5 protein-coding genes are annotated in these 16476 nt (G+C 39.7%); all 5 read left to right on the top strand.

The features are described from left to right. Position 1: 1 nt before the first annotated feature. Entirely contained in the window at positions 2 to 946 is a 945-nt protein-coding gene (locus A2G56_RS04150; RefSeq protein ID WP_062709457.1) for an ABC transporter permease subunit, read from the top strand. A gap of 11 nt (positions 947 to 957) precedes the next feature. Then, positions 958 to 1926, top strand: coding sequence for a substrate-binding domain-containing protein (locus A2G56_RS04145; protein ID WP_062709454.1), 969 nt, complete (start codon positions 958 to 960; stop codon positions 1924 to 1926). 269 nt (positions 1927 to 2195) lie between these two features. Then, a complete protein-coding gene (locus tag A2G56_RS04140; RefSeq protein ID WP_062709451.1) occupies positions 2196 to 4637 on the top strand; it encodes a DNA translocase FtsK in 2442 nt (813 codons plus the stop codon). A gap of 13 nt (positions 4638 to 4650) precedes the next feature. Then, positions 4651 to 5037, top strand: coding sequence for an SMU1112c/YaeR family gloxylase I-like metalloprotein (gene gloA2 / locus A2G56_RS04135; RefSeq protein ID WP_062709448.1), 387 nt, complete (start codon positions 4651 to 4653; stop codon positions 5035 to 5037). A gap of 1107 nt (positions 5038 to 6144) precedes the next feature. Further along, positions 6145 to 16068 (top strand): GA-like domain-containing protein, encoded by a 9924-nt coding sequence (locus tag A2G56_RS10930; RefSeq protein WP_062709446.1) that lies wholly within the window; start codon positions 6145 to 6147, stop codon positions 16066 to 16068. The last annotated feature ends 408 nt before the right edge of the window (positions 16069 to 16476 follow it).

The raw sequence follows: 16476 nt of genomic DNA, 5'->3' as shown, positions 1-16476 counted from the left end.
TGTGAAACAAGTAATGAAATATGTATCAGAATTAACAACTCTGATCGCATTAGTAGCATTGATGATTGTTATCACAATGCTTAATCCTAATTTCTTAACAACTAATAACTTGCTTAACTTACTTTTGCAAGTCACGGCTAATGGTTTTATTGCATTTGGGATGACTTTTGTAATTTTAACCGGTGGTATTGATTTGTCTGTTGGATCAATCTTGGCCTTGTCTAGCGCAGTATCAGCTGGGTTTATTGGTAGTGGCATGCCAGTTCCTTTAGCTATTGTACTGGCACTAGTTTTGGGTGGTCTATTTGGTATGTTAAATGGTTTCTTGATTTCCTTTGGGAAATTAGCACCATTTATTGTTACCCTTGCAACCATGACAATTTTTAGAGGTGCGACCTTAGTCTACACTAATGGTAACCCAATTACAGCAGGACTTGGAGATAGTTTTCTTTTCCAATTTTTGGGACAAGGTTACATTGTTGGGGTTCCTTTCCCAGTCATTCTGATGTTTCTTGTTTTTATTTTCTTATATGTGTTACTTCATAAAACGGCATTTGGGAAATCTGTATACGCCATAGGAGGAAATGAAAAAGCGGCGTATATCTCAGGTGTTAAGTTAAATAAAGTAAAAATTATTATTTATACTATTTCAGGGATGATGGCAGCCTTATCAGGATTGATTATCACTTCTCGTTTGAGTTCGGCTCAGCCAACTGCAGGAAGTAGTTATGAGATGGATGCTATTGCAGCTGTTGTACTTGGAGGGACGTCTTTGTCAGGAGGAAAAGGTCGTATTATCGGAACCTTGATCGGTGCCCTTATTATTGGTGTCTTAAATAATGGACTTAATATTATCGGTGTCTCGGCTTTCTGGCAACAAGTTGTTAAAGGTATTGTTATCATTATCGCTGTGCTACTGGATCGTTTTAAAGTAGCTAATCAATAAAGGAGTCTATCATGAAAATCATTAAACAGTTTGGTCGCATTCTTCTTGTTCTAAGTCTTCTTACCATTTTAGCAGCCTGTGGTAAAACAGGACTGGACAACGGATCTGATAAATCAGGTAAAGAAGTTACCCAAAAAGAAGCTAAAGATTTAAATTTAGGTGTTTCTATCTCTACAACTAACAATCCTTATTTTGTAGCCATGAAAGAGGGGATTGATAAATATGCCAAAGATAAAAGCGTTAAAGTAAAAGTAGCAGACGCCCAAGATGACGCTGCAAGACAAGCGGATGATGTCCAAAACTTTGTTAGCCAAAATGTTGATGCTATCTTAATCAATCCAGTTGATTCAGATGCCATTGTGCCAGCTATTAAAGCAGCTAATTCTGCCAATATTCCTGTCATCCTACTTGACCGCGGTAGCAATGGTGGTGATGTTCTAACAACTGTAGCATCAGACAACGTTGAAGCAGGTAAGATGGCAGCTGATTATATTATCAAAAAATTGGGGAAAGATGCTAAAACATTTGAATTGTCAGGAGTACCTGGAGCATCAGCGACAGTTGACCGTGGTAACGGATTTAATGAAGCAGCTAAAAATCAATTAGATATTTTATCAAGTCAATCAGCAAACTTTGATCGTGCTAAAGCCCTAAACACAGCTCAAAACATGATTCAAGGAAATAAAGATGTTCAAGCCATTTTTGCACAAAACGATGAAATGGCTATGGGTGCAGCTCAAGCAGCCAAAGCAGCTGGACTTGACAATGTTTTGATTGTTGGTATTGACGGTCAACCAGATGCACATGAATCTATCAAAAAAGGTGACATGTCAGCAACCATTGCCCAACAACCTGCTAAGATGGGCGAAATTGCCATCCAAGCTGCCATTGATCATTATCAAGGTAAAAAGATCGACAAAGAAACAGTGTCACCAATTTTCCTTGTGACCAAAGAAAATGTGGATGACCATAACTGGTAAAAGAATCTGACTGAAAAGAGAGTATAGAACAAGAATCGAACCCTGCGAGTTACCGATTCTTGTTCTGCTCTTTTTTATTATAGAGTTCGAGAGATAGATGGTTCCCAAAAAATGTTAGTATTATCCTAAATATTTTTCTAGTAAAAGAGGCTGACAGTTGGCAATGGTAAGCTGACTTGATTTTCTGGAGATGTTGCGGACTATTTTTGACCTTAGTTTTTTAATTTCATCCAAGAAGATGCTGTTTCAAAATATGCTATAATGGAATTATGGCAAAAACAAGAACAAAAACAAAAGCTAATGGTAGGAAAAAGCGCCGCCCTACCAAGGCAGAAATGGCGAAGCAAGCTGCTATCAGACGTATGATTATCAGTTTTTTAGCGGCAATTATTCTTCTATTTGGGGTCATTCGACTGGGAGTGTTTGGGGTAACTGTTTACAATATCATTCGTTTTTTTGTAGGAAGCTTAGCCTATCCAGCCATCCTTTTAGTCTTTGCTAGTCTTTTTGGTTTTAGATGGTTTCAAAGACATGAAGGGGTTATGACTGGGCTTGTGACCCTCTTTGTCGGTCTCTTATTAGAATGGCATGCCTACCTTTATACCCAACCATTTTTACAAGGGCAGGAAGTTTTTAAATCTACTTCGCGTCTCATTTACAGAGACCTTAGTCATTTTAGTGTGACTCAGTTTCTGGGTGGAGGTATGTTTGGTGCCCTTTTGTACAAACCCACTGCCTTTTTATTTACCAATATAGGTTCTTTCTTTATTGGACTTCTCATTATTGCAATAGGGATTTTCATTATTAGTTCATGGGATCTTTATGATTTAGTAGAATTTCTTCGGCAAAAGCGTGATGAATGGATGGCCAAACACGAGATTAGTAAGCAAGAGCGCTTTACACGTCGAGAGGAAAAACGCCAGTTAGCCTTAGAGAAAAAAGAGCGGGAAGCAGCTGAAAAAGCTGAGGCTGAACGTTTAGCATCACTTCAGATTGATCCAGAAACAGGTGAAATTCTAGAGACTAACTCTCTTAACCCTGAAGCCATTCAAGAACAAGAGTCAAACCGTGAGATTGAGATTGTAGGCTACACACCAGATGATGGTAGTGACGGGATTCCAACTTTTGATGAGAGTTTATTCGAGAATTCGCCATCTGATGCTTATGATTCTGATAACCAAGAAATGGCAGTCCCTACGGAATCGCTAGCGGTAGATTTGGATCAATTGGATAGTGAGCCTGATTCACCAGTTGTTGTAGACTTCACCCTAAAGCAACATCTTAATTATAAACTTCCTGGAATTGATCTCTTTGCAGCTGATAGGCCTAAGAGTCAAGCTAAAGAGAAAAACATTGTTCGTCAAAACATCAAAATTTTAGAAGATACCTTTAAGAGTTTCAACATTGATGTTAAAGTGGAACGTGCCGAAATTGGTCCATCTGTGACCAAGTATGAGATTAAACCGGCTGTTGGAGTACGTGTTAATCGTATTTCTAATCTGGCTGATGACTTAGCGCTAGCATTGGCTGCTAAGGATGTCCGCATTGAAGCGCCAATTCCTGGAAAATCTTTGGTTGGTATTGAGGTACCTAATTCAGAGATTGCGACTGTTTCTTTCCGTGAGCTTTGGGAACAATCCAGTGCTAAACCTGAAAATCTCTTAGAAATTCCGCTTGGCAAGGCTGTCAATGGAACGGCTCGTAGTTTTGATCTTTCCAAAATGCCTCACCTGCTTGTAGCTGGTTCAACTGGTTCGGGTAAATCAGTAGCGGTAAATGGGATTATTTCAAGTATTCTCATGAAGGCTCGTCCTGATCAAGTCAAGTTTCTCATGGTTGATCCTAAGATGGTTGAGCTTTCTGTTTACAATGATATTCCCCATCTTCTCATTCCAGTTGTGACCAATCCTCGTAAAGCTAGTAAAGCTTTGCAAAAAGTGGTTGATGAAATGGAAAACCGTTATGAACTCTTTAGTCAGTTTGGTGTTCGAAATATTGCCGGCTACAATGCCAAAGTCGAAGCGTGGAATGCTACTTCAGAAGAAAAACATATTCCATTGCCTTTCATCGTTGTCATCGTTGATGAACTGGCTGATCTGATGATGGTTGCCAGCAAGGAAGTGGAAGACGCCATTATTCGTCTCGGGCAAAAAGCGCGTGCCGCTGGTATCCATATGATTTTGGCAACGCAACGTCCGTCCGTTGATGTTATCTCAGGGTTGATCAAGGCTAATGTCCCATCTCGGGTTGCCTTTGCTGTATCATCTGGTACAGATAGCCGTACCATATTAGACGAAAATGGGGCTGAGAAATTATTGGGTCGCGGAGATATGTTATTTAAACCGATTGATGAAAACCACCCAATTCGTTTGCAAGGTTCTTTTATTTCAGATGATGATGTCGAGCGAATAGTGACCTTCATCAAGGATCAAGCAGAAGCTGAATACGATGATTCCTTTGATCCAGGTGAAGTAACAGAGGCCGATATGGCGGGCTCTAACGGGGGAGGAGCTTCTGAAGGGGACCCCCTCTTTGAAGACGCCAAAGCTCTGGTATTGGAAACCCAAAAAGCCAGCGCTTCTATGATTCAACGGCGGCTGTCTGTTGGATTTAACCGAGCGACACGTCTTATGGAAGAACTAGAAGAAGCAGGTGTTATTGGACCAGCTGAAGGAACTAAACCAAGAAAAGTATTGCAGTCACCGCAGTAAAAGGAGAGAAAGTATGAAGGTTGATAGTATTCATCACGTGGCTATCATCGGCAGTGACTATGAGAGAACGCGTCATTTCTATTGTGACCTGTTAGGGTTTGAACAGTTAGATGAACACATTCGCCCAGAGAAAAAGGATATTCTTTTTAACGTTCGCCAAGGTCAATTGGTGTTAGAGATTTTTATCAAACCGGATGCCCCACCAAGACCCAAACTTCCCAATCCTGAACATCAGGGCCTTCGTCATCTGGCTTTTAAGGTTTCTGATGTGGAAGCTTGCTTGGCAGAATTTGACCGTTTAGGTATTGATCATGAAGCTTTACGATGGGATGATTTTGACCAAAAGAAAATGGCCTTCTTTTTCGACCCAGATGGGTTGCCGCTTGAAATTCATGAATAGAAACGTTGATATAATAATATTTTAGCCAACTCTTTAATTTGAGTTGGCTTTCTTTTTATCTTCAAAGGGGCAAGGGAAGGGCAACGTTTCAGAGAGTGTCTTTAGCTTCTTAGCCATCTGACTAGTTATTTTGTAAGCGTTCCATTACAAGGTATCTAGTTATCCTCACAATCCTCCAGTCTACTGTTAGTAGACAACATTCCAGAGGCAGTTCAGACATTTGGAATATTTTTCAATATACCTCGTTATGGGTTGCTTACGATTCTTATGCCTCACACTTTCGTACTTTAGAAACGCCAAAACCACCTCGCTTTGATAAGAAGAGTAATACTAACTTGCTATTTAAAATAGATGTTTTACTTTTTTGTATGCGACCTCCAGCACCTCAAAGACTTACGGTTTAGCAAGACCACCATTTTAACATCATGGAAAAGGAGCAATTACTCTTCTAGCGATGATTTTCTCGCTGATAAGCGTAGCATGTTTTATGTGTTTAACTAATAACGCTTTTTCAAAAGTCAATTATCTAATGTACAATAAATTTATTGTTTTTTTAATTTCATATCATTATTAATTTAAGGCTTTTATTAATGATAGATTTATCTTTAAACGCTTTCAAAGATGACAAAAAGGTAGTGATGAGTCTAGGATTACATAGTGGAAGATTTATCAAAACGCTCTATTAATGATCTTTTAGGTGATTAATAGATTTCGATAACATAATAACAGAATTTTCATGTAATGTTAAATATATATAATTCATATCGTGGATTACCTAATAAAAAAATGATAGAGTTAGAATCTATATGGGAAAAAGCAATTATAACATGACTAAAATATTACAATATCTTTAAGGTGTAGTGACATTAAGAGTTTTTAAAGAAAAAAAGAGTACAATCAAGAGGATAAGATGAGAAGCATCAGTTAATCAAGTGATGATAATTTCTTAAAGTTTTAATATTACAAATGTATAACTAATTTAATTTGGAGAAGTCTTGGATTAGCTTGCATGTCTTGTTAAAATGTCTAAAGAATCGTACCATTAGTTGCATTAAAAGATAGTTATCTCTTACAAACAGTCAATATCATAAAGATTAGGAGAAAATTATGTTTCATGAACAAAAAGATCGTTTTTCAATACGGAAATTTAAAGTGGGCGTTGGCTCAGTGTTCCTGGGGTCATTCTTGTTAGTAGCACCTCAAGTTTACGCTGAGGAGACAGCAAATGTAACTCCGGGTTCAGAACTCATCACAAAACAGGCAGAACTGAAACCTGCAGACCTTACTGAGGAAACTCCAAGCGCAGAGGAGACAACTCAATTAGCTGAAGAAAATACAGCTGCAACTAAACCAGTAAACCAAGGACAACAAGCTACACCAGAAGCGATTTCACCTAATCAAGTAGAAGAACCACAAACGGTTGAAGATAATGATGTCGTAAAAACTGTGGGATCTGATGCAGAAGACCCTGCTACTAAAGTAACAGAAACTCAGGTAGAGAAATCTGCAGAAACTTTTCAGAATGGCACTGATAGCGCAGCCGTCAATGACACAGAAAAAACAGAGGATAAGGTAGAGGAGAGAGCTGCAGAAGCACCTGAAACTCCTGTAAGTCCAAGTGCATTGCAAAGTACAGCGCCACAGTTTGCTTTGGGAGCTGCAGAATATATTGATAAGGCACGTTTAGTTGTTACTAAAAAGAATATGGTAAACCACTTTATAGTGGGTGGTACTGCGCGTGGCGATAATGAAAAACCAGTAACATTAACGGAAGATACACACAGTCAAGCAGGTAGTTTAGCTCTTAGCCGTCGAATTAACATGAATGAGAGTTTTAGACTTGAAGGTAAAGTTAATATTGGGAATAAATATGAAGGTAAGAAAGTAGATGAACGAGTTGGTGGAGATGGGTTAGCTGCGGTATTTACAACGGCTGAACCCGGAACCGTTGGGAAATCAGGAGCTAGTATTGGTTTAGGTGATATTCCAAATTCGTTTGGATTCAAATTGGACACATGGCATAATACGAGTGCACCTGAGGCAGATCAAAAAGCAGGTCCAGATCCTAAGTATGGGCCTGGAAAAAGCTGGGAAAATGGAGCATTCGGGGCGTTCTACAGAACGGATGCAGGCGGAAGAGCCATTACAGAATCGAGAGATGTTCAAAAGCTTAACACGCAACCAGAAAATAATGAATTTAAACCATATGTGGTATCGTATGATGGAACAACGAAAGAAATGACTGTTGAATATAATGGTCAACGATTTACAAAAAACATTAGCAGCTATCTTAATGCCAGTAGAAACACAACTAAACAGCAAGCAGGGAAAGAGCATTTAAGTTTTGCTTTATTTGCGTCTACAGGTACAGGAACTAATAAACATCAATTTGATTTAGAAAGATTTGAATACTCAGCTGGAGGAAGCTATGTAAGTATTCGTCATGTGGATGATGCAACAGGTGAATTGATAAAAGAAACTCTGCTTGAAGGGACAATACAGCAAAGTGCAGATTTAACTGGCAAATTGGCCATTGATGATTACGAACTACTAAGAACAAATGCTAATACTGCTCCAGGATATCAAAGTGACACTAAAATTGGCTTCAAACCAGGTATTCAAACAGTTACGTATACCTACAGAAAAATTGTGAAGGATGAATTGAAAGAACTCGTTGATGCAGCACCTGAGGTGAAAAAAGGTTCTGCTTATGATCTTGCTGAACAGGGTAAAAAAGGCGCTTATGATGCAGCTATTAATGAAGGAACAACTGTAAAAGATACAGCTACAACTCAGAAACAAGTTGATGAATCAATCGCTAAAATTAACAAAGCGATCGATGATTTGAACTTGTCAGCAGCGACAAAAGCGGTTGAAGTAGCCGTAGCAGCAGGAAAAGAAGGTAAGCAAAAGAGAGACTCAGTATTACAACAAGAAGAAATTACTGACGCTGATAAAAAAGCAGTAGACGATTTGAACAAGACTACTGAAAGCAAGAAGGAAATTGCAGAAACCTTGGTTGAAAAAGTAACCAATGTAGAAGAAAAACAAAAACTTCAAGAAAAATTAGATAAAATAGATATAAAATCTGTAGATGTCAAAGAAAAAGAGCAAGTGAATAAAGAGAAGTTGAAAAAACTTGTAGACGATTCGACTGCAATGAAAAACAGTCCAGAATATAAACTTGCAGACCAAGCCCAAAAAGTTGCTTATGATGAAACAATTGAAATTGCAAAAGATTTAGTGTTAAATAACAAGGCAGCGAAGCAAGATGAAGTGGACAAGTCAGTTACGAATATTGAAAAAGGCATTGCTGATTTGAACTTGTCAGCAGCGACAAATGCAGTAAAAGAAGCAGAAGAAGCTGGTAAAAAAGGTAATGAAAAGAGAGGTTCAGTATTAAAACAAGACGAAATTAATGAAGCTGATAAAAATGCAGTAGACGAATTGAACAAGGCTACAAATGAAAAAATAGAACTTGCAAAAGCCTTGGTTGAAAAAGTAGCCAATGCGGGAGAAAAACAAAAACTTCAAGATAAATTAAATAATATAGAAATAAAATCTGTGGATGTTACACCTAAAGATCAAGTTGATAAAGCTAAGTTGAAAGAATTTGTAGATGGTGAGACTGCAATCAAGCAAAGTCCAGAATACAAGCTTTCAGACTCGGCTGTACGAGGAGTTTATGATGATGTAATTTCTATTGGAAAAAAAGTATTAGGGGATGAAAAAGCGTCACAAGAAAATGTGAATAATTCAATTAACGGAATTAAATCAGCAATTGATGCATTAAACATATCGGCAGCTAAAGCAGCAGTAAAAGCCGCAGAAGCCTCAAGTAAAGCAGGTGAGCAAGCAAAAACAAAAGCATTAACAGATAATAAGATTGATCAATCTGAAAAGGACAAAATAGATAAGCTAGATGAAATCACAGAAGCAGCGAAGAAAAAAGCTACTGATTTGGTGAATGCTCTAAAAAATGAGACATCAAAGACTGAACTTCTAGCAAAGCTTGACAAGGTGCAGCCTCAATCGGTGGAAGTTACTTCAGAAGAAAAAGTCGATACAGACAAGTTGCAAAAACTTGTAGATGATGTGACTAACATCAAGCAAAGTAAGGAATATCAACTTGCAGACTTGGCTGTACAAGACGCTTATGATACAGTAATTGCTGTTGGGAAAAAAATATTAAACGATGACACAATGAGTCAAAAACAAGTGGATGGCTCTATTGAGGAAATTGAAAAAGCAATTAATGCATTGAAGATATCCGCCGCTAAAAAAGCCGTGGAAGCAGCCGAAGCAGCAGGTAAAGCAGGTAAGGAAAAGAGAGATTCAGTATTAAAACAAGACGAAATTAATGAAGCTGATAAAAAAGCAGTAGACGAATTGAACAAGACTACAAATGAAAAAATAGAACTTGCAAAAGCTTTGGTTGAAAAAGTAGCCAATGCGGGAGAAAAACAAAAACTTCAAGATGAATTAAATAATATAGAAATAAAATCTGTGGATGTTACACCTAAAGAGCAAGTTGATAAAGCTAAGTTGAAAGAATTTTTAGATGGTGAGACTGCAATCAAGCAAAGTAAGGAATACGAACTTGCAGACCCAGCTGTACAAAGAATTTATGATGATGCAATTTCTATTGGAAAACAAGCATTAGAGAATGAAAAAGCGTCACAAGAAAATGTGAATAATTCAATTAAAGGAATTAACTCAGCAATTGATGCATTAAACATATCGGCAGCTAAAGCAGCGGTAAAAGCTGCAGAAGACGCTGGTCAAAAAGTTCAAGAGAAAATAAAAGAAGTCAAACAAGATGACTTAATTAAAAAAGAAGAAAAAGATGCTGTTGATAAATTAAATGAAGATATCATAACTAAGAAAAACAAAGCTCAAGGTTATATTGATAAAGTAACTGACCCAGCGGTTGAAAAAGAGCTTCGAGATCGTCTTAATAAAGTAACAATCGAAGAAGTTAAAGTCAATGACGCAAACAATAATGGAGCACCAGATAGCGAAGACGAAGCAGCAGCGACAAAAGCAGTTGAAGAATCTGAGGCAGCGAAAAAAATAGGTGATACTAAGCGGGAAGATGTCGTTGCGGACGGAATTATCAATCCAACAGATAAACAAGAAGTTGATGATTTAAATAAAAAAACCAACGATAATAAAGATGCTGCTGAGAAATTGGTCGAAAACTTGCCAGATGGAAAAGCTAAAGAAGCATTGAAAGACAGACTTGGAAAAGTAACAACCAAAGAAGTTGAAGTCAACGACCAAAACAGCGATGGTATTCCAGATGACGAAGCATCTGCTATTGCAGCCGCAGAAGCCGCAGGTAAAGTAGGTGAGCAAGCAAAAATAAATGCATTAACAGATAATAAGATTGATCAATCTGAAAAGGACAAAATAGATAAGCTAGATGAAATCACAGAAGCAGCGAAGAAAAAAGCTACTGATTTGGTGAATGCTCTAAAAAACGAGACATTAAAGACTGAACTTCTAGCAAAGCTTGACAAGGTGCAGCCTCAATCGGTGGAAGTTACTCCAGAAGAAAAAGTCGATACAGACAAGTTGCAAAAACTTGTAGATGATGAGACTAACATCAAGCAAAGTAAGGAATATCAACTTGCAGACCCAGCTGTACGAACCATTTATGATGAAGCACTTGAGATTGGGAAAAAGACATTAAAAGATGGAACCGCGGATCAGAACCGCGTGAATAGCTCTGCTAAGGGAATTGAAGACGCGATTAATGCATTGAAGATCTCTGCAGCTAGAAAAGCCGTTGAGGTAGCTGAAGTAGCAGGTCAAAAAGGTACGGAAGCCAAGGCGAAAGCATTATCAGATAATAAGATTGATCAAACTGACAAAGAAAAAATAGATAAGCTAGATGAAACCACAGAAGCAGCGAAGAAAAAAGCCACTGAATTGGTGAATGCTTTAACAGATGAGCACGTAAAGGCTGACCTTCTAGAAAAACTTGCTAATGTGAAGACCCAATCGGTTCAGGTTACTCCTGAGGAAAAAGTTGATAAAACAGAATTGCAGAGACTTGTCAATGAAGATTCTGGATTAAAGGAAAGTCCTACTTATACGCTAGCAGATGAAGCAGCCCAACGAGCGTATGATAATGCAATTTCGGAAGGTAAAAAGGTCTTAGAGGACACCAAGGCGGATCAAGGCAGCGTAACGAACTCAATTAAAAAGATTAAGGAAGCAATTGATGCCTTAAACAAATCAGCTGCTAAAAAAGCCGCAGAGAATGATGCCACTGCAGCAGTTCAAGAAGCAGAAGATGCAAGCGCAGCAGTTGAAACTAAGAAACAAGAATTTGAACAAAAGAAAGCAATTACTGAAGAAGATAAACAAGAAGTTGATAAGTTGATTGAAACAACTAAACAAAAGAAAGCTGCAGCTGATAAGTTGGTGAAAAGTTTATCAAATGAAAAAGTAAAAGAAGAACTTCAAGCACGTCTGGATAAAATAGTCCCTAAAACAGTTGAGGTCAATGATACAAACAAGAACAACATTCCAGATGATGTGGATGCAGCCATCAAATCTGTTGAAGAAGCAGAAAAGGCAAATGCAGCAGTTGAAGCTAAGAAAAAAGAACTGGAAACAAAAGGAGCAATTACTAAAGCAGGTAAAGAAGCAGTTGATCAGTTAATCGAAACGACTCAACAAAAGAAGGCTGCTGCTGAAAAATTGGTAAATGCTTTAACAGATGAAACTAATAAGGAAATATTAAAAGGTCGCCTCGATACCATAAACCCTAAAACGGTTGAGGTCAATGATGAAGATGCTAATGGTGTTCCAGATGATGTAGATAAAGCCATAAAAGCTGCTGCCGAAGCTGTGAAAGCTGCTGAAGAAGCATCTAAAGCAGGTAAAGATAAAAAGACTGAAGTAGAAGAAGGAGGTGTCACACAATCCGAGAAGAATGAGATAGATCAATTAAATAAAGCCACAGAAGAAGCTAAGAAAAAAGCTGAAGAATTGGTGAAAAAATTACCAGATGATGTAGAGAGAAAATCATTTGAAGATCGCCTTAAAGAAGTTATGGCTGTTGAAGTAAAAGTCACTGATCAAAGGACTCCAGATGCTGCCGAAGCAGCTAAAAAATCCGCAGAATCCGCTGTTAAAGCAGCAGAGGAGGCTGGTCAAAAAGGTAAGGCTGAAGTCAAAAAAGTCAAAGAAGATGGATTAATTAAAAAAGAAGAAAAAGCAGCTGTCGATAAATTGAATGAAGATACCACAGATAAGAAAAATGCAGCCCAAGGCTTAGTTGATAAAGTCACTGACCCAACGGCTAAAAAAGAACTTCAAGATCGTCTTGATAAGGTGACAGTTGAAACAGTTGACGTTAACGATAAAGATGATAATGGTATCGCAGATGATGTTGACAAAGCTATTAAAGCCGCGGAAGATGTGTTAAAAGAATCAAAAGAAGCAGGCGACAAAGGCAAAGCAAAAGTAACTGAAGTCAAAGAAGACGGTCTGATTAATACGGAAGAAAAAGCAGCTGTTGATGAATTGAATAAAGCTACTAACGCTAAGAAAGCTAAAGCAAAAACTTTAATCGAAAAAGTAACAGATGAAGCAGCTAAAGCTAAACTGGAAGAAAAACTGAATCAAATCACCACCGAAGATGTTACAGTCAATGACAAAGATGGCAATAATATCGCAGATGATATTGATGAAGCCATCAAAGCTGCAGAATCAGCTGGTCAAAAAGGTAAAGATAAAGTCACTGACGTCAAAGCAGATGGTGTTGTTAATCCAAACGAAAAACAAGCTGTTGATAATTTGAATGACATCACCAACGCTAAGAAGGACACAGCGACAGACTTGTTGAAAAACTTGCCAGAAAGCGACGCAAAAGCTAAACTTCAAGAACGACTTGACAAAGTAACAACTGAAGAGGTTGACGTTAACGACACAGATGGCAATGGTATTCCAGATGACGTTGATGCCGCTAACAAAGCTGCCGAGGAAGCTGTTAAAGCCGCCGAAGCTGCTGCACAAGCTGTTAAAGCTAAAAAAGCCGACGTTGAAAAAGATGGTCTTGTGGATTTAGCTGAAAAAGCAGAAGTGGATAGCTTGAACCAAACAACGATAGCTAAGAAAGCTACAGCAGCAGACCTAGTCGACAAGCTACCAGCGGGTCCTGCTAAAGAAGGACTCAAAGCTCGTCTTGATAACGTGATGACTTCAGAAGTTGTTGTTAACGATGCTAATAGTAATGGCAAGGATGATAGTCAAGATGACAAAGACGCAGCTCAAGCCCTCGCAGCTGCCGAAGCCGCCGTAAAAGCCGCCGAAGAAGCAGCACAAGCAGGTAAAGCTAAGAAATTCGACGTTGAAAAAGATGGTCTTGTTAACCCAGCTGAGAAATCAGAAGTGGATGGCTTGAACCAAGCAACAACAGCTAAGAAATCTACGGCAACAGATCTAGTCGACAAGCTACCAGACGGTCCAGCAAAGACTGCTCTCAAAGCTCGCCTTGACCAAGTGAAGACTTCAGAAGTTGTCGTCAACGATGCCAACAGCAATGGCAAAGCTGATAGTCAAGACGCCAAAGATACTGCTCAAGCTAAAGCTCTCGCAGCAGCAGAATCCGCTGTTAAAGCTGCCGAAGCCGCTGCACAAGCTGGTAAAGCTAAAAAAGTTGACATTGAAAAAGATGGTCTTGTTAATCCAGCTGAAAAAGCTGAAGTGGATAACTTGAACCAAGCAACGGCAGCTGAGAAATCTACGGCAACAGATCTAGTCAACAAGCTACCGGAAGGTCCTGCTAAAGAAGGTCTTAAAGCCCGCCTTGATAAGGTGACAACCGAAACTGTTGACGTTAACGACAAAGATGGCAACGGTATTCCAGATGACGTCGATGCTGCTAACAAAACTGCCGAGGAAGCCGTTAAAGCTGCCGAAGTCGCTGCACAAGCTGGAAAAGCTAAGAAATCCGACGTTGAAAAAGATGGTCTTGTTAACCCAGCTGAGAAATCAGAAGTTGATGGCTTGAACCAAGCAACAACAGCTAAGAAATCTACGGCAACAGATCTAGTCGACCAGCTACCAGAAGGTCCTGTTAAAGAAGGTCTTAAAGCCCGCCTTGACAAGGTGATGACTTCAGAAGTTACTGTCAACGATGCCAACAGCAATGACAAAGCTGATAGTCAAGACGATGAAGATGCTGCCCAAGCCCAAGCCCTCGCAGCCGCAGAATCCACTGTTAAGGCTGCCGAAGAAGCAGCACAAGCTGGAAAAGCTAAGAAAGTCGACGTTGAAAAAGATGGTCTTGTGAATCCAGCTGAAAAAGCAGAAGTGGATGGCTTGAACCAAGCAACAACAACTAAGAAAGCTACGGCAACAGACCTAGTCGACAAGCTACCAGACGGCCCAGCGAAGACTGCCCTCAAAGCTCGTCTTGACCAAGTGAAGACGTCAGAAGTTATTGTCAACGATGCCAACAGCAATGGTAAAGCTGATAGTCAAGATGACAAAGATGCAGCTCAAGCCAAAGCCCTCGCAGCTGCAGAAGCTGCTGTTAAGGCTGCCGAAGAAGCCGCACAAGCTGGAAAAGCTAAGAAATCCGACGTTAAAAAAGATGGTCTTGTTAACCCAGCTGAAAAAGCAGAAGTGGATAGCTTGAACCAAACAACGATAGCTAAGAAAGCTACAGCAGCAGACCTAGTCGACAAGCTACCAGCGGGTCCTGCTAAAGAAGGACTCAAAGCTCGTCTTGATAACGTGATGACTTCAGAAGTTGTTGTTAACGATGCTAATAGTAATGGCAAGGATGATAGTCAAGATGACAAAGACGCAGCTCAAGCCCTCGCAGCTGCCGAAGCCGCCGTTAAAGCCGCCGAAGAAGCCGCACAAGCAGGTAAAGCTAAGAAATCTGACGTTGAAAAAGATGGTCTTGTTAACCCAACTGAAAAAGCTGAAATGGATAACTTGAACCAAACAACGATAGCCAAGAAAGCTACGGCAACAGATCTATTCAACCAGCTACCAACAGGTCCTGCTAAAGAAGCCCTCAAAGCCCGCCTTGATAAAGTAATGACTTCAGAAGTTGTCGTCAACGATGCCAACAGCAATGGCAAAGCTGATAGTCAAGATGACGTCGATGCTGCTAACAAAGCTGTCCTCGCAGCAGCAGAATCCACTGTTAAGGCTGCCGAAGCGGCTGCACAAGCAGGAAAAGATAAGAAAGCAGCCGTTGAAAAAGATGGTCTTGTTAATCCAGCTGAAAAAGCTGAAGTGGATAACTTGAACCAATCAACGGCAGCTAAGAAAGCTACGGCAACAGATCTAGTCAACAAGCTACCGGAAGGTCCTGCTAAAGAAGGTCTTAAAGCCCGCCTTGACAAGGTGATGACTTCAGAAGTTACTGTCAACGATGCCAACAGCAATGGCAAAGCTGATAGTCAAGACGATGAAGATGCTGCCCAAGCCCTCGCAGATGCAGAAGCTGCTGTTAAAGCTGCAGAAGACGCCGCTCAAGCAGGCGCATCTAAAAAAGCCGACGTTGAAAAAGATGGTCTTGTTAACCCAGCTGAAAAAGCAGAAGTGGATAACTTGAACCAAGCAACGACAGCTAAGAAAGCTACGGCAACAGACCTAGTCGACAAGCTACCAGACGGCCCAGCGAAGGCTGCCCTCAAAGCTCGTCTTGACCAAGTGAAGACGTCAGAAGTTATTGTCAACGATGCTAATAGCAATGGCAAATCTGATAGTCAAGAGATCGAGAAGCCTGAATTGGATCCAAAAGTTGATGATTCAGAAAAAGGCAACTCCGCTAAGACAGGTCACAAAGTTGTCCCAATGGGAACAAAACCTGCTGGACGGATAGTGTCGTCTCAATCAGTTAAGACATCAACGCCATCTCAAACGAAGAGTGACGAGAGTCTGCCAAGGACAGGTGAAAGAAGCAACTCATTAGCTACCATTTATGGTGGTGTGACCATTGCCTTAACCGCCTTGTTTGCCTTTAAAAAACGTAAAAGAGATCGTGAAGAATGATGACTGACTATCCCACAAACTAAGTTTTGATGAATCGACTGAATCAAAATGAAAAATTATGGGTAGGTCCCGTCGAAGCTGAAAAAGCACCTCAAAGTTAGGTATTCCTAGCTATTGAGGTGCTTTTCATTATAGTGCCTTTTTGACAACCATAGTGGTAGCCTTATAAGGCAAGCGTCCGACAACAAGGGGCTACTCTTGAACTTTTTCCATCACTATACTGGTAACGAGCACAGCGCCGATAGACACTATCATATCATAACCTATTGCCTTGTCTCTTTGTCACCGCCCATAGTTGTGGTAGTTGAAAGGCCGGATTCTGGAGGAGAACAGTGTCATTGTCTACTCTGATGACTTATGCTCCTTAAAAAGCGTTATTAGGATAAAGAGAGACATCAAGGATAGGGT

It is taken from the genome of Streptococcus halotolerans (assembly GCF_001598035.1).
Lineage (GTDB): Bacteria > Bacillota > Bacilli > Lactobacillales > Streptococcaceae > Streptococcus > Streptococcus halotolerans.
This window is presented reverse-complemented; position numbering and strand designations above follow the sequence as displayed.

Bases quoted from the DNA above. Each gene is read 5' to 3' on its own strand.
- A2G56_RS04145 (WP_062709454.1), top strand. From the start codon at position 958: ATGAAAATCATTAAACAGTTTGGTCGCATTCTTCTTGTTCTAAGTCTT.
- A2G56_RS04140 (WP_062709451.1), top strand. From the start codon at position 2,196: ATGGCAAAAACAAGAACAAAAACAAAAGCTAATGGTAGGAAAAAGCGC.
- gloA2 (WP_062709448.1), top strand. From the start codon at position 4,651: ATGAAGGTTGATAGTATTCATCACGTGGCTATCATCGGCAGTGACTAT.
- A2G56_RS10930 (WP_062709446.1), top strand. From the start codon at position 6,145: ATGTTTCATGAACAAAAAGATCGTTTTTCAATACGGAAATTTAAAGTG.